Origin of the sequence: Streptomyces sp. NPDC127092 (genome assembly GCF_042722475.1) — a bacterium.
Classification (GTDB): domain Bacteria; phylum Actinomycetota; class Actinomycetes; order Streptomycetales; family Streptomycetaceae; genus Streptomyces.
Genome location: NZ_JBHXFE010000009.1, coordinates 123,884 through 138,767 on the forward strand (window position 1 = coordinate 123,884; position 14,884 = coordinate 138,767).

Annotated in this window: 12 protein-coding genes; 2 read left to right on the plus strand and 10 right to left on the minus strand. The window is 72.6% G+C overall.

Annotated elements, in window-relative coordinates; translation table 11 throughout:
* Nucleotides 1-160 precede the first annotated feature (160 nt).
* The 6 genes from ACFWJO_RS10460 to ACFWJO_RS10485 all read right to left on the minus strand — a co-directional run bounded on the left by ACFWJO_RS10460 (nt 161) and on the right by ACFWJO_RS10485 (nt 6,065).
* Nucleotides 161-1,825 carry a beta-N-acetylhexosaminidase gene (locus ACFWJO_RS10460; RefSeq protein ID WP_386864308.1) on the minus strand — a complete coding sequence of 555 codons (1,665 nt, stop codon included), beginning with the start codon at nt 1,823-1,825 and terminating at the stop codon, nt 161-163.
* 4 nt (nt 1,826-1,829) lie between these two features.
* Nucleotides 1,830-2,678 carry a carbohydrate ABC transporter permease gene (locus tag ACFWJO_RS10465; RefSeq protein WP_386864309.1) on the minus strand — a complete coding sequence of 283 codons (849 nt, stop codon included), beginning with the start codon at nt 2,676-2,678 and terminating at the stop codon, nt 1,830-1,832.
* A gap of 5 nt (nt 2,679-2,683) precedes the next feature.
* Nucleotides 2,684-3,640 carry a carbohydrate ABC transporter permease gene (locus tag ACFWJO_RS10470; protein ID WP_386864310.1) on the minus strand — a complete coding sequence of 319 codons (957 nt, stop codon included), beginning with the start codon at nt 3,638-3,640 and terminating at the stop codon, nt 2,684-2,686.
* A gap of 10 nt (nt 3,641-3,650) precedes the next feature.
* Nucleotides 3,651-4,940, minus strand: coding sequence for an extracellular solute-binding protein (locus ACFWJO_RS10475; RefSeq protein ID WP_386864311.1), 1,290 nt, complete (start codon nt 4,938-4,940; stop codon nt 3,651-3,653).
* A gap of 246 nt (nt 4,941-5,186) precedes the next feature.
* On the minus strand, nt 5,187-5,474 hold the full coding sequence (locus ACFWJO_RS10480) for a DUF3039 domain-containing protein (RefSeq protein WP_384408936.1): 288 nt from the start codon (nt 5,472-5,474) through the stop codon (nt 5,187-5,189).
* Nucleotides 5,475-5,504: 30 nt separating this feature from the next.
* On the minus strand, nt 5,505-6,065 hold the full coding sequence (locus ACFWJO_RS10485) for a YqgE/AlgH family protein (RefSeq protein ID WP_362529395.1): 561 nt from the start codon (nt 6,063-6,065) through the stop codon (nt 5,505-5,507).
* A gap of 285 nt (nt 6,066-6,350) precedes the next feature.
* Here ACFWJO_RS10485 and murA point away from each other — a divergent pair, with 285 nt between their 5' ends.
* A complete protein-coding gene (murA, locus tag ACFWJO_RS10490) occupies nt 6,351-7,697 on the plus strand; it encodes a UDP-N-acetylglucosamine 1-carboxyvinyltransferase (protein ID WP_386864312.1) in 1,347 nt (448 codons plus the stop codon).
* Between the two features lie 146 nt (nt 7,698-7,843).
* Here murA and ACFWJO_RS10495 read toward each other — a convergent pair whose 3' ends face one another.
* The 4 genes from ACFWJO_RS10495 to ACFWJO_RS10510 all read right to left on the minus strand — a co-directional run bounded on the left by ACFWJO_RS10495 (nt 7,844) and on the right by ACFWJO_RS10510 (nt 13,285).
* Nucleotides 7,844-8,125, minus strand: coding sequence for an HU family DNA-binding protein (locus ACFWJO_RS10495; protein ID WP_128983783.1), 282 nt, complete (start codon nt 8,123-8,125; stop codon nt 7,844-7,846).
* 358 nt (nt 8,126-8,483) lie between these two features.
* On the minus strand, nt 8,484-9,893 hold the full coding sequence (locus tag ACFWJO_RS10500) for an NAD-dependent malic enzyme (RefSeq protein WP_384408930.1): 1,410 nt from the start codon (nt 9,891-9,893) through the stop codon (nt 8,484-8,486).
* 420 nt (nt 9,894-10,313) lie between these two features.
* Complete coding sequence (locus ACFWJO_RS10505; RefSeq protein ID WP_386864313.1) at nt 10,314-12,662, minus strand: HelD family protein; 2,349 nt, start codon at nt 12,660-12,662, stop codon at nt 10,314-10,316.
* 62 nt (nt 12,663-12,724) lie between these two features.
* The gene (locus ACFWJO_RS10510) at nt 12,725-13,285 is read right to left on the minus strand and encodes an ABATE domain-containing protein (protein ID WP_386864314.1); all 561 of its coding nucleotides are present in this window, start codon (nt 13,283-13,285) and stop codon (nt 12,725-12,727) included.
* A 358-nt stretch (nt 13,286-13,643) separates the two neighbouring features.
* On the opposite strand from ACFWJO_RS10510, the gene ACFWJO_RS10515 reads away from it, so the two are divergent.
* Nucleotides 13,644-14,672, plus strand: coding sequence for a nucleotidyl transferase AbiEii/AbiGii toxin family protein (locus ACFWJO_RS10515; RefSeq protein ID WP_386864315.1), 1,029 nt, complete (start codon nt 13,644-13,646; stop codon nt 14,670-14,672).
* Nucleotides 14,673-14,884 lie beyond the last annotated feature (212 nt).

A 14,884-nucleotide genomic window follows, 5' to 3' on the forward strand; every position in this document is an offset into this window, starting at 1 on the left:
ACGTGCTCACAGCCCGGACGTGGCAACTCTGGCACATCTTCCGAGCCGTACGTCGCGAGGGTCCGCGAAGGACGGTTCCGTCCAGGATGCCGGGACGCCCCGCCGGGGACCGGGACTTCCGTTTTGCCGCTCTTGGGTGACACCGGGGCGATAGGTGCCGTCACACGTTCGGGGGCGCCCCCTCGAGGGGACGGCCGAGGACGCCGGGGCGGCGCTGCCAGGGGTGGGGGCCGGAGGGCGGCCGGTAGTCGACGCCGAGGGCGTCGAGACGCCGGTAGTGGGCGGTCATGCGGCGCTCGAAGTCGGCGAGATCCCGTGCGTCGGGGGCGGGAAGCCGGGACCAGGCGACCTCGGCGAAGGCGGCGAGGCGGGGATGTGTCTGGTAGTCGACGCGGGCCCGGTTCTCCATCACCTCGGTCCACACGTTGGCCTGGGTGCCCATGACGTGGGCCGCCGCCGCCGCGGACAGGCCGGGCGGAACGGGCTCGAAGCGGTAGACGTCCGCGAGCGTCCGCACGTGACCGATGGGCATCGGCTCGTCGTCGCCGGGCGCCTGACGGTGGTCCAGGTAGACGTGCTGCTCGGGGCACATCACCACGTCGTGGCCGGCCTCGGCGGCGGCGATACCTCCCGCGTAGCCGCGCCAGGAGGACACGGCGGCGCCGGGTGCGAGTCCGCCCTCCAGGATCTCGTCCCAGCCGATGAGCCGGCGGCCGCGCTCGGCGAGCCAGCGGTCGAAGTGCCGGACGAACCAGGACTGGAGACCGTCCTCGTCGCCGACGCCCAGCTCCTTGGTCCGGGCCTGGGCGGCGGGCGAGGCCTTCCACTGGTCCTTGGGGCACTCGTCGCCGCCGATGTGGACGAAGGGCGAGGTGTCCGCCGGGAACAGTTCGAGGACCTCTTCGAGCACGCCCTCGTAGAAGCGGAGGACGTTGTCGGTGGGGGCGAGTACGTTCGGACTGACTCCCCAGGTGTCCCAGACGGAGAGGGCGGTGGTGTCGATGACGTCGGTGTTGCCGAGTTCGGGATACGCGGCGATGGCGGCCTGCGAGTGGCCCGGCACGTCGATCTCGGGGACGACCGAGATATGCCGGTCGGCGGCGTAGCCGACGATCTCGCGGATGTCGTCCTGCGTGTAGTGGCCGCCGTGCGGCGTCTCGTTCCACAGCGGCGACGCCCGGTGCCCCCACTTGGTCCGCGCCCGCCAGGCCCCGACCTCGGTGAGCCGCGGGTGCCGTCTGATCTCGACGCGCCAGCCCTGGTCGTCGGTGAGGTGCAGGTGCAGCACGTTCAGTTTGTGCGCGGCCATCAGGTCGAGTTGGCGCAGGACGTCGTCCTTGGGCATGAAGTGGCGGGCGACGTCGAGCATGAGGCCGCGCCAGGGGAAGCGGGGCGCGTCCGTGACGGTGACCACGGGCAGGTCCCAGTCGCGCTCGCCGCGCACCAGGCGCGCCTTGCGGTGGGCGTCGGGCCCGAGGAGCTGCCGGAGGGTCTGGGCCGCCCAGAACACCCCGGCGGGGCCGCCGCCCTCGACGGCGACCGCCACGTCGGCGACGGAGCCGTCGGTGGACAGCAGATAGCCCTCGGGGCCGTGTTCCCGTGCCACGTCCGCGCTGATCCGCAGCCGGATCGCGTGCGGGCCGGAGCCGTCGGCGAGCGGCAGGCCGGTCGCGGCGCCGAGCGTCGCCCGCAGCCAGCGGGCGGTGTCGTGGGTGCCGGGCCCGGCGTCGATGGTGGTGCGCTCGTCGAGGGAGAAGCAGCCGGGTGCGCCTGCGCGGACGTCCGCGGCGAGCGGTGCGGGAATCAGGTCCAGTTCGGAAAGCATCGGGTCAGTCCTTCACCGCCCCGCCGAGTCCCGAGACCAGGCGGCGCTGTACGAGTACGAAGAAGACGAGCACCGGGACCGTCATCACGGTCGAGCCGGCCATGATGCCTCCCCAGTCGTTCTCGTCGGGCTTGAAGAAGACGAGCAGTGCCATCGGCAGGGTCGACCGCGAGGTGTCGCTGATGATGAAGGACTTCGCGAAGAGGAAGTCGTTCCAGGTCGAGATGAAGGAGAAGACGCTCGTCGCGACGAGCCCGGGGAGGACCAGCGGGAAGAGGATCTGCCACAGGAAGCGGGTGCGGCTCGCGCCGTCGATCATCGCCTGTTCCTCCAGCGCCTCCGGGACCGCCTTCACGAAGCCCCGCAGCATCCAGACGGCGAAGGGCAGCGAGAAGGCGAGGTGCGGGAGGACCAGCGAGCCCAGGGTGTTGAGCTGTCCGAGGTCGCGCATGAGGAAGAACAGCGGGATGGCCAGGGCCTCGACGGGGACCATCTGCGCGACCAGGAACATCACGAGCAGGGTGGTCCGGAAGCGGAAGCGGAACCGGGTGACGGCGGTCGCCGCGAGGAAGGCGATGACGGCGGAGGCGAGGACCACCGTGCCGGCGACGATCAGCGAGTTGAGGAAGTAGCGGCCGAAGTCCTGCTGTTCGAAGACCCGGCGGAAGGAGTCGAGGGACGGGGACAGGGTCCAGGGCCGGGGCCGGACCGACTGGATCTCGCCGGCCGGTCTGAGGGCGGAGAGGACCATCCAGTACAGCGGGAAGGCGACCGCGGCGGCGACGAGCAGGGCCGCGGCGTCGGCGGCGAGCCGCCCGGGCCTGCGGACTCGCGGGACACGGAGGGCAGTCACGGGGCTCACGGTTCCTCTCCCTGGCGGCGCATCAGCCGGAGGTGGACCAGGGTCACGGCCAGCAGGATCAGCAGCATCACGACGCCGATGGCGGAGCCGAGGCCGTACTCGGACGAGGCGAAGGCCGTCTGGTAGGCGTACACGTTGAGGATGAGGTTCTGGCCGGCGATGCCGCCGCCTCCCGTCATCACGTAGATCTGGGTGAAGATCTTGAAGTCCCAGATGACCGACTGGATCGTGACGACGAGCAGGATCGGCCGGAGCATCGGCGCCGTGACGGAGCGCCAGGTGCGCCACGGGGACGCGCCGTCGAGGGCGGCGGCCTCCAGGACCTCGGCCGGGACGGCCCTGATGCCCGCGTAGACGGTGACCATCACGAACGGGAACGAGCACCAGACGACCTCCATGAGGACCAGCGCGAAGGCGCTGTAGCGCCCGTACGTCCACGAGAAGTCGCCGAGGCCGAGGATCCGGTTGACCGGGCCGTGGTCGGGGTCGAAGAGGAAGACCCAGACCGTGGATCCGGTGACGGCGGGGGTGGCCCAGGCGCCGAGCGCGGCGAGCATCAGGGCGAGCCGGGGCAGGGCGCGGACGCGGGTGAGGAGGACGGCGAGGGCGCAGCCGACGGCGAGGGTGGCGACGACGCAGGCGGCGGCGAAGAGGACGGTGGCGAGGAGGACCTGCCGGAACTGGGGGTCGGAGAAGAGGGCCGTGTAGTTGCCGAGGCCCCGGAAGGAGGTGGGCCGGCCGCCGCTGACCTGGGCCTGGGTGTACTCCAGGAAGGAGATCAGGCCGAGTTGGTAGAGGGGGTAGACGAGGAGCCCGCCGAGGACGGCGAGGGCGGGGAGCAGGTAGAGCCAGGGCGTCCGGGCGGAGCCGGTGCGGCGGGCGGTCCGCCGTGGTGCGTGGCGCGGGGGCCGCGTGGGGGCGGGTCCCTCCGTACGGGGTGCCGTGAGGGTCATCTCGTACGCCTCAGCCCGCCGCCGCGAAGGCCGCGTCCATCTTCTCCGCGGCCTCGTCCGACGCGGCCCTGACGTCCTTTCGGCCGCTGACGACCTCCTGGAACATCGTCGGCAGCACGAGCGAGGCGTCGATCCGGCCCCAGGCCGCCGAGGCGGGGACGAACCTGGCGTCGGCGCCGAGGGAGTCGATGAACGGCTTCACGAACGGCTGCTTCTCGGCGGCCCGCCGGCGCACGTCGGTGTACGTGGGCAGGAAGCCGAGCGCGTCGAAGAGGCGGGCCTGGGTGTCCTTGCCGGCGAGGGACTTCATGAGGTCGACGGCGAGGGTGCGGTGGGTGGTGCTCCTCAGGACGCCGATGTTGTTGCCGCCGGCGAAGGCGGGGGCGATGGATCCGGGCGTGGTGCCGGGCAGCGGCACGACCGCGTACCTGCCCCTGACCGCGCCGGCCTCGACGGCCGCGTGGCTGAAGTCTCCGCCGATGGCCATGGCCGCCTTGCCGGAGGCGAAGGCGGTGACGGTGGCGTTGCCGCCCATCTGGGCGCACTTGGCGGCCGGGCAGTTGTCGTCGCCGAAGAGGGAGGTGTAGGCGGTGATGCCCTTGCGGGCGGCCTCGCTGTTGATCGCCGACCGGTACGAGTTCCCTTCGACGGTGGCGAGTTCGCCGCCGTGGGCCCAGATGAAGGGCATGGCGCCGTAGGTGTACGCGCCGCCGACGGCGAGTCCGTACAGCTCGGGCCGGGCCTTGCGGACCTTCTTCGCGGTCGCGATCAGCTCGTCCTGGGTCTTGGGTGCGGCGAGGCCGAGCTCCCGGAAGACGTCGGTGCGGTAGTAGAGGGCGCGGACGCCGACGAAGAACGGGGCGCCGTAGACCTTTCCGCCGACGGTGACGGAGGCCCGGGCGGTGGGGTCGGTGTCCCGGGCCTCGGGCCAGGCGGCGAACTCGGCGGTGACGTCGGCGAGTCCGCCGTCCTTGACGTATCCGGCGGTGTCGGTGTTGCCGTACTCGACGAGGTCGGGCGCGGAGGCGGGGTCGTTGAAGGCGGCCTTGACGCGCTGGGCGCGGCTGTCGACGGGGATGTACTCGACCTCCACTTCGGTGCCCGGGTGCCGCTGCTCGAAGGCGGCGACGACCCGGTCGACGACCTGTTCCTTGGGCTTGTTGGCGACCTCCCGGAAGAGCCAGACGCGCAGGGTGCCGGTCTTGTCGTCGGTGGCGGCGGGGCCGCCGGAGGTCTGGGGGGCGCAGGCGGCGAGGGTGACGAGGGCGGTGGCTACGGCGATGCGGGCAGGAAGCTTCACGGCGGTTCCCCTCCAAGCGTGTTGCAACATACGCAACGAGCGTTTCGCAGTGCACAACACGCGAGAGGTTAGGGCCGGACCACCGCGACGACAAGTGGTCTCGACCACCCCCTCCGCAAGACTCCGCACGCCTCAGCACGACTCCCCGCCCCGGACGGACGGCCCGGAAAACGAGAACGGTCCCCGGCGCGCGCACCAGTGACTGGTACGCGTGCCGGGGACCGTCCCCGACCGCGGAAGTCCGGACTACTTGCCGTCCTTGCCGCCCTTGTCCTTGTCGCCGCCCGACCCCATGGAGTCGTAGATCTCCTTGCACATCGGGCAGACCGGGTACTTCTTGGGGTCGCGCCCCGGTACCCAGACCTTGCCGCACAGTGCCACCACGGGAGTGCCGTCGAGGGCGCTCGCCATGATCTTGTCCTTCTGGACGTAGTGGGCGTAGCGCTCGTGGTCGCCGTCACCGTGGGACACCTGCGGCGTCGGCTCGACGAGGGTTCCCGTACCTGCCCCGCGCTCGGGCTCGAGAGTGCTCATAGGACCCAAGCGTACTGAAAGACCCGGGGCTCAGTTCAGCGAAGGGTCGTCCGGGTACGTCGCGACCATCGCGAGTTCGCCGCGCTGGCGGCGGAGGACCTGGCGCCAGAGGGTCTCGGGGCGCGGCGAGGAGACGTCGCCGGGTTCGGACTCGACCACGTACCAGGCGCCGTCGCGCAGCTCGGCCTCCAGCTGGCCGGGGCCCCAGCCGGCGTAGCCGGCGAAGATGCGGAGGGCGCCGATGGCCGGGCCGAGGAGCTCGGGCGGGGTCTCCAGGTCGACCAGGCCGATCGCGCCGTAGACCCGGCGCCAGCCGAGCGGGCCCTCGTCGCCGGGGATGACGGCGATGCCGAGGGCGGCGTCGAGGGAGACCGGGCCGCCCTGGAAGACGACGCCGGGCTCACCGGCGAGGGCGGCCCAGGGGGCGAGGATGTCGCCGACGGTCACCGGGGTCGGGCGGTTGAGGACCACGCCGAGGGAGCCCTCGTCGTCGTGGTCGAGCAGCAGGACCACCGCGCGGTCGAAGTTGGGATCCGCCAGCGCGGGGGTGGCGACGAGCAGCCGGCCTGTGAGCGAGGACACCTCGGTCATGCGACACATGATTCCGCACTTTCGGCGTTCGCGGGGGTTGTCCGCACGGGTCCGGGGTAGGCGGGCGCCGACGCAGGTCAGCCGGGAGCGGGCCGGGCCGGGGCGTGCGGCGCGGAAGCAGGGCCGGGGAGAAGCGGACGGTAACGCTCCGCAAGATCACGGGGACGGAGGGTGTTGTGCCGAATTCATTACGTTCGCCGGGGCCCCTGAGCCACACAAGTGAGGTCTCCTTGCCCCTTACTCTTTTCTCTGGCCACCCGACCGACGACCCGGAACGCGAGATTCATGACCGGCACAGACAGCCATGATGTACTGCTCGTCCATGGCGGAACCCCGCTGGAGGGCGAGATCCGCGTCCGCGGCGCGAAGAACCTCGTGCCCAAGGCGATGGTCGCCGCCCTGCTCGGCAGCGAGCCGAGCCGACTGCGCAACGTGCCCGACATCCGTGACGTCCGCGTGGTCCGCGGACTGCTCCAGCTGCACGGGGTGACGGTCCGCCCCGGCGAGGAGCCGGGCGAGCTGATCCTCGACCCGACGCACGTCGAGTCCGCCAACGTGGCCGACATCGACGCCCACGCCGGCTCCTCCCGGATCCCGATCCTGTTCTGCGGCCCGCTGCTGCACCGCCTCGGCCACGCCTTCATCCCGGGCCTGGGCGGCTGCGACATCGGCGGCCGGCCGATCGACTTCCACTTCGACGTGCTGCGCAAGTTCGGCGCGACGATCGAGAAGCGGGCGGACGGGCAGTACCTGGAGGCCCCGCAGCGGCTGCGCGGCACCAAGATCGCCCTTCCGTACCCGTCCGTCGGCGCGACGGAGCAGGTGCTGCTCACCGCCGTGCTCGCCGAGGGCGTCACCGAGCTGTCCAACGCGGCGGTCGAGCCGGAGATCGAGGACCTCATCTGCGTGCTGCAGAAGATGGGCGCGATCATCGCCATCGACACCGACCGCACCATCCGCATCACCGGTGTGGACAAGCTCGGCGGCTACAACCACCACGCCCTCTCCGACCGCCTGGAGGCGGCGTCCTGGGCCTCGGCGGCGCTCGCGACCGAGGGCGACATCTACGTGCGCGGCGCGCAGCAGCGCTCGATGATGACCTTCCTCAACACCTACCGGAAGGTCGGCGGCGCCTTCGAGATCGACGACGAGGGCATCCGCTTCTGGCACCCGGGCGGCTCGCTCAACGCGATCGCCCTGGAGACGGACGTGCACCCCGGCTTCCAGACCGACTGGCAGCAGCCGCTGGTGGTGGCCCTGACCCAGGCCTCGGGCCTGTCGATCGTGCACGAGACGGTGTACGAGTCGCGGCTCGGCTTCACCTCGGCGCTGAACCAGATGGGTGCCCACATCCAGCTGTACCGGGAGTGCCTGGGCGGTTCGGACTGCCGCTTCGGCCAGCGCAACTTCCTGCACTCGGCGGTCGTCAGCGGCCCGACCAAGCTCCAGGGCGCCGACCTGGTCATCCCGGACCTCCGCGGCGGCTTCTCGTACCTGATCGCCGCCCTCGCGGCCCAGGGCACCAGCCGGGTGCACGGCATCGACCTGATCAACCGCGGCTACGAGAACTTCATGGAGAAGCTCGTCGAGCTGGGCGCGAAGGTCGAGCTCCCGGGCAGCGCACTGGTCTGACCGGCGGTCGTACGGCCGGACGCGGCCGTACGACGCTGTACGCGGCGTACGCGGCCGTAAGCGGCTGTACGCGGCCTCTGAAGGGCAAACGGAAGGGCGGCCACCCCCTGACAGGGTGGCCGCCCTTTCTGTTGCCTACAGGCTGCTTACTTGCCCTTGGCGGCTTCCTTGAGCTTGGAGCCCGCGGAGACCTTGACGCTGAAGCCGGCCGGGATGTTGATCGGGTCGCCGGTCTGCGGGTTACGAGCGGTGCGAGCGGCACGGTGGGTGCGCTCGAAGGTCAGGAAGCCGGGGATGGTGACCTTCTCGTCGCCCTTGGCGACGATCTCGCCGGTGATCTCGGCGAAGGCGGCCAGCACGGCGTCGGCGTCCTTGCGGGTCACCTCGGCGCGGTCGGCCAGGGCGGCCACCAGCTCACTGCGGTTCATTTCGTTACTCCCGTATTTCTTCTTGCCTGTGAGGCGGGTTGCCTGTGAGGCGGGCCACGCGGCGGGGCCGCATGATGGGCACTGCGAAGCCGATGCTGCCAGGGCCCTCGGACAGTGCCCGGACCCGGGTCTGGTGACAGACCCTCGCGCCCAGACCGCATCCTGCCCCCACCAGCGGCGGGAACGCCAATCCGGCACCCTCTGGGGTCACACGAAAAGCGCCAGTGCCCCTCGGTGGTGACGTAGCGTCGACTCCGCACGGACGGTGCGGAGCCGAACTACCACCCTAAAGGCGGGTTTGGGATGCGGCGACCCGCGACACGCGCGCCGGGGCCGCCCCGGAGGCCGCTGCGGGGGCTCAGGCGCCCGCGGCCTTGGCCGCGTTGCGCACGGCGCCCGCGACCGCTCCCGCGACCTTGTCGTTGAAGACCGAGGGAATGATGTAGTTCGGGTTGAGCTCGTCCTCGGAGACGACGTCGGCCAGGGCGCTGGCGGCGGCCAGCATCATGTCCGTGTTCACCGTCCGGGACTGCGCGTCGAGCAGACCGCGGAAGACGCCCGGGAAGACCAGCACGTTGTTGATCTGGTTCGGGAAGTCCGAACGGCCGGTGGCGACGACGGCGGCCGTCTGACGGGCGATCGCCGGGTCGACCTCGGGGTCCGGGTTCGCGAGCGCGAACACGATCGCCCCCTCGGCCATCGCGGCCACGTCGTCCGCACCGAGCAGGTTCGGGGCGGAGACGCCGATGAAGACGTCGGCGCCGACGACGGCCTGCTTGAGGGTGCCGGTGACGCCCTCGGGGTTGGTGTTGTCGGCGATCCAGCGCAGCGGCGAGTCGGCCGGGGCGGCGACCAGGTCCTCGCGGCCCGCGTGGACGACGCCGTGGATGTCGGCGACGACGGCGTGCTTGACGCCGGCCGCGATCAGCAGCTTCAGGATGGCCGTACCGGCGGCGCCCGCACCGGACATGACGACCCGTACGTCGCCGATGCCCTTGCCCACCACGCGCAGCGCGTTGGTCAGGGCGGCGAGGACGACGATGGCGGTGCCGTGCTGGTCGTCGTGGAAGACCGGGATGTCGAGGGCCTCGCGCAGCCGGGCCTCGATCTCGAAGCAGCGCGGCGCGGAGATGTCCTCCAGGTTGATGCCCGCGAAGCCGGGGGCGATCGCCTTGACGATCTCGACGATGGCGTCGGTGTCCTGGGTGTCCAGGCAGATCGGCCAGGCGTCGATGCCGGCGAAGCGCTTGAAGAGGGCCGCCTTGCCCTCCATGACGGGCAGGGCGGCCTTGGGGCCGATGTTGCCGAGGCCGAGGACGGCGGAGCCGTCCGTCACGACTGCGACGGAGTTGCGCTTGATGGTGAGGCGGCGGGCGTCCTCGGGGTTCTCGGCGATCGCCATGCACACGCGGGCCACGCCCGGGGTGTAGATCATGGACAGGTCGTCACGGTTGCGGATGGGGTGCTTGGACGCCATCTCGATCTTGCCGCCGAGGTGCATCAGGAACGTACGGTCGGAGACCTTGCCGACGACGATGCCCTCGATGTTCTTCAGCTGCTCGACGATCTCGTCGGCGTGCGCCGTCGAGGTGGCGGCGATGGTGACGTCGATGCGCAGCTTCTCGTGCCCGGAGGCCGTCACGTCGAGGCCGGTGACGGAGCCGCCGTGGGTCTCGACCGCCGTGGTGAGCTGGGAGACCGCGGTGCCGCTCGCGGGCACCTCGAGCCGGACCGTCATCGAGTACGAGACGCTGGGCGCCGTTGCCATGGCCGTGTTCCTCTGCTTTCCCTAGCTTCGTTGCTACGCCGGCCCGGCTGGTCGCCGGGTGGCGCCCTCCGATCGTCGCACCTACCTGCGGGTAGCAGGTAATACGGTCATTTCGTTTTCGGAAAGTAGTTTCCACCATACGAGAGATGCCCGGGAAACAGAAGAGGCCCCCGTCACCCGAAGGTGACGGGGGCCTCTCCGCACGTGAGCGACACCGACCCGCCATGCTCGCCTCGCGGCAAGTGGTCCCTCTAAGGGACGAAGGTTGGGCCCGGGGGCTTGGATCGAGCCGGTGCCACGACCAGGCTAACAAACCGGGCCGGGAAGTGATTCCTGCGGCGCGGGTTGACCGAAATCAGCCCCGCGCCGTCAGTCCCGCGCCGACCGCCCGCGGGCCCGCGGCAGTCGCGTCCCGCGCCGTCAGTCCCGCAGCAGGTCCGGTACGCCGTCCGCGTCCGGCAGGTCGCGCTCGCCCGAGATCACCGAGAGCGCCTGCGTGGAGCGGGTCAGCGCCACGTAGAGCACCCGCAGACCGGCCGGCGACTCGTCCGCGATCTCCGCGGGCGAGACGACCACCGTGGCGTCGTACTCCAGGCCCTTCGCCTCCAGGGAGCCCAGCGCCACCACCCGGTCGCCGAGCCCGTCGAGCCAGCGGGCGGCCTCGGCGCGCCGGTCCATGGCGACGACCACGCCGACCGTGCCGTCCACCTCGCCGAGCAGCCGCTCCGCCTCCGACCGTACGGTTTCGGCCAGCTCGCCCTTCTCTCCCACCGCGACGAAGCGGGGCTCGACGCCCGTGGAGCGGACCGCCTTGGGTGATTCCTTGCCGGGCATAGCGAGCGCGAGCACCCTCGCGGCGAGCTCGGCGATCTCGGCCGGGTTGCGGTAGTTCACGGTCAGCTCGAAGCGGCGCCGGGGCCGGGTGCCCAGGGCCTCGTCACGGGCCTCGGCCGCCTCGTCCGGGTCGGACCAGGAGGACTGGGCCGGGTCGCCGACGACGGTCCAGGTGGCGTGCCGGCCGCGGCGGCCGACCATGCGCCACTGCATGGGCGTGAGGTCCTGGGCCTCGTCGACGATGACGTGGGCGTACTCGGTGCGCTCGGCGGCCAGCCGCTCGGCCCGCTCGCGCTGGGTCTCCTCCCGCACCGGCATCAGCTCCTCCAGACCGATGAGCTGGTCCAGCGGGTCGTACTCCCGCTTCTTGCGGGGCCTGGCCGGGGCGCCGAGCAGGGTGTTCAGCTCGTCGAGCAGGGCCACGTCGTGCACGGAGAGCCCGGGCCGGCGCAGCGAGCGGGCGAGCCGGCGGACCTCGCCCGGGTTGAGGATCCGGCGCGCCCAGCGGCCGAGCCGCTTCTCGTCGGCCATCGCGTCGAGCACCTGGCGCGGGGTGAGTTCCGGCCACCAGGCGTCGAGGAAGCCGAGGAAGGCGTCCTCGGTCGACACGTCCTCGTCGAAGGAGGAGCGCAGTTCGGCGGCGAGCTCGGGGTCGCTGTGCCGGCCGGCGGCGCCGGACTTGGCGTACAGCGCGTCGAGCAGCAGCCGGCGGGCGCGCGGGCGGAGCAGGTTGACGGGGGCGGTGCCGGACAGCACGTTCTGCCGGATGCGGCGGAGCTCGTCGGCCCCGAGTTCCAGGCGGCGGCCGAAGGCGACGACCCGGAGGAGGGTGGGCGTGCCGGCGCGGGCCGGGGTGCCGGCCTCGTCGGCCCCGTCGTCGTCGCCGAGCGCGAGCTGGGCCTTGGGCGCGGGGGTCTCCAGGGCGCCGCGGGCGGCCTTGCGCAGCACGGCGACCATGCGGGAGGAGCCCTTGACGCGGGCGACGGCGGGCTCGTCGTACGCGTCGGCCTCGGCGCCGTCGACCAAGGATCCCAGGGCGCGGATGGCGACCTGGCCCTCCTCGCCGAGCGAGGGCAGCACGCCCTCGGTGTACGAGACGAGCAGCGGGGTCGGCGAGACGATGAGGATGCCGCCGGCGTAGCGCCGCCGGTCCTGGTAGAGCAGGTAGGCGGCGCGGTGCAGGGCGACGGCGGTCTTGCCGGTGCCGGGGCCGCCCTCGACGTACGTGACGGAGGCGGCGGGGGCGCGGATGACCAGGTCCTGCTCGGCCTGGATGGAGGCGACGATGTCGCGCATGGTGTGGCCGCGGGCCTGGCCGAGCGCGGCCATGAGGGCGCCGTCGCCGATGACGGGCAGCTCGCGGCCTTCGAGGGTGGCCTTGAGCTCCGGGCGCATCAGGTCGTCCTCGACGCCGAGGACCTTGCGACCCTTGGAGCGGATGACGCGGCGGCGCACGACCCGGCCGGGGTCGACGGGCGTGGAGCGGTAGAAGGGGGCGGCGGCGGGGGCGCGCCAGTCGATGACGAGCGGGGCGTAGTCGGCGTCGAGGACGCCGATGCGGCCGATGTGCAGGGTCTCGCCGATCTCGGCGGTGTTGTCCGGGCGCACGGCGTCCGCGGCGGGTTCGACGGAGGTGAACGCGCCGTCGGGGCCCTTCTTGCCGTCCTTCCCGTGGAGCAGGTCGATGCGGCCGAAGAGGAAGTCCTCGAACTCGTTGTTGAGCCGGTTGAGGTGGATGCCGGCCCGGAACACCTGGGCATCGCGCTCGGCGAGGGCGCCGGGCGTACCGACCTGGCCCCGCCGTGCGGCGTCCTGCATCAGGAACTCGGCCTCGTGGATCTTCTCCTCGAGGCGGCGGTAGACCTGATCCAGATGTTCCTGTTCGACACCGATCTCACGGTCTCTGACCGTGTCGACGGCTTCCTGCGCGGCCACCGGGGCCCCCTTCTGACGTGCACTGGGCAGCCGTCGAGCGTACGCCACCAGGGTGGGATATGTCAGGCCTGGCGGCGGCCGGTCCGGGGATGCGCGGCGCGGTGGCGGGCGACCCGGGCCCGGTTGCCGCACGCCGCGCTCGAACACCAGCGGCGGCGCCGGCCCCGCGAGGTGTCCAGATAGCAGCGGCGGCAGCCCGGCCCCTCGCAGCGGCGCAGCAGTGCGCGGGCGGCCGGATCGGTGAGCAGGTCGACGGCGTCCCGGGCGACGGCGGCGAGCAGCGCGCGGCAGTCGGGTTCGCCGCTGAGGGCGCGGACCAGGGTCCCGGAGCGGGTGCGTACGGCGCGGGGCGCGGGCGGGGCGGAGGCGGCGGCCAGCGCGTTGAGCAGCTCCAGGGCCGCGGGATGGGCCGGCCGGCCTTCCAGCTGGGCGGCGACGAGGCCGGCGACGCAGTCGCGCAGCTCACGGAAGGGCCCGAGCCAGCGGGCGTCGAGGGTGCGCAGCCGGGTGGCGGGCGGGACGAGCCCGGTGGTGCGGAGGAAGCCGGCCAGGGCCTCGGGGCTGTCGAGGGCCGCGACGGCGAGATCCAGGCAGACGCGTCCGGAGTCCCAACCTTCTGTCATGCCCCTGCCACCTCCTGGCTCCGTGCGGACCCGGCTCCGGGCGGGCCGGGACCAGAGTGCTCCTGGGGAGCGGAGCTGGCTAGGGGGTGTCTCGCCGATCAGGCCGGATCAGGGAGCGGCGTCTGGTGCATGGGGTCTCCCCAGGCCCGCCAGGGCCGAGGGGACGCGTCGCAAGGCGCCGGAGTGGCTTGATAGCGGAGCTATCGGGGCGCTTCGGCAACGCGGCGAGGCGCGGTGCCAGGCGTCGCGAGCCCGGCATGATCGGCGAGACACCCCCTAGGGGGTGTTCCGCCGAGCGGGCGCCCGGCTCTGTCAGTGGTGATCACTACAGTCGGTGCCGACCGGAGGGGGAGGCTCCATGGACGAGGGACGCGCGGAGGAGCAGCGGCGGCCGGCCGCCGGGGAGGGACGGCGGCGCGGCGCGCACCGCGCCGTGCTCGACCACCTGCTGGCCCTCGTGGCCGGATCGCCGCTGGGTGACGAGCTGGTGCTGCGGGGCAGCGCCGTCATGCCGGCCTGGGTGGGTGCCCTGGCCCGGGAGCCGGCCGACCTCGACTGGGTCGTGCCGCCGTCGCCCCTGGTCCCGCTCGATCCCGCGCACCCCTATCCGTACGTGGAGGAGCTGGCGGCCGTACAGCAGTGGCCGGAGGCGGCGGACGGCGCCGGGCGCCACGAGTTCTGGCGGTTCGAGGAGTTCGAGACGCGCGGGCTGCACCCCAGGGTCCCGCCGGAGGGCCTGCAGTGGGTGGTCGGGCCGGAGCCCGACACACGCGGGCCGCACGAGGTGCTGCTCGATCTGGTGCGGGAGCGGCCGGAGGCCGGGCCGGGCGTACGGCTCGACGCGGCGGCCGCCCGCCTGGACGGCACCTGGACCTACACCGCGTACGACTGCCCCGGCATCCGCCTGGTCGTCCCCTGGTCGGCGGACGGGCTCCCGCCGGGCGAGGTACGGCTGGACTTCGCGCGCGACGAGCGGCTGCCCGAGGCGCCGGTCCTGACGGCGATACCGCGCCACGACGGCACGGCCCCGACCGTGCTGCGCACGGCGGGCCGGGAGCTGTCGCTCGCCTGGAAGCTGCTGTGGCTGCACACCGACTCCGCGCCGGACGGCCGTGGCGGCCGCGCCAAGGACCTCTACGACGCGGTGCTCCTCGCGGAGTGCCCGGCCACGCGGCTCTCGCCGGAGCTGCTGCGGCGGGTGTTCCGGCGCGAGCCGGGACGCCCGGCGGTGGCGGAGGCGCTGCGGCCGGACGCGGCGGCGGTGAGGCCCGAGGAGTGGGCGGACTTCCGGGCGGGCCGTCCGGCCGTACGGGGCACGGCCGAGGAGTGGGCGGCGCGGCTGGGGCGGGCACTGGAGCCGCTGCGGGCGCGGACCGGGGAGGGGTGAGGGCAGCCGGGGCCTGGTCCGCCGGAGGGGCCTCAGGGGCGGGGCGGCGCGCGGCGGGCCGTACGGATCGCGGACGGCGGCGGCCCCGGACGGGAGACGGCCGGACAGCGGGGCCGTACGGGGGCGCGGACAGCGGTCGGCCCGGGCGTACGGGGGAGCCGCCCGGGCCGACCGACAACCGGACCGCTCGGGGGAGTGCTGTCCGGTGTCCG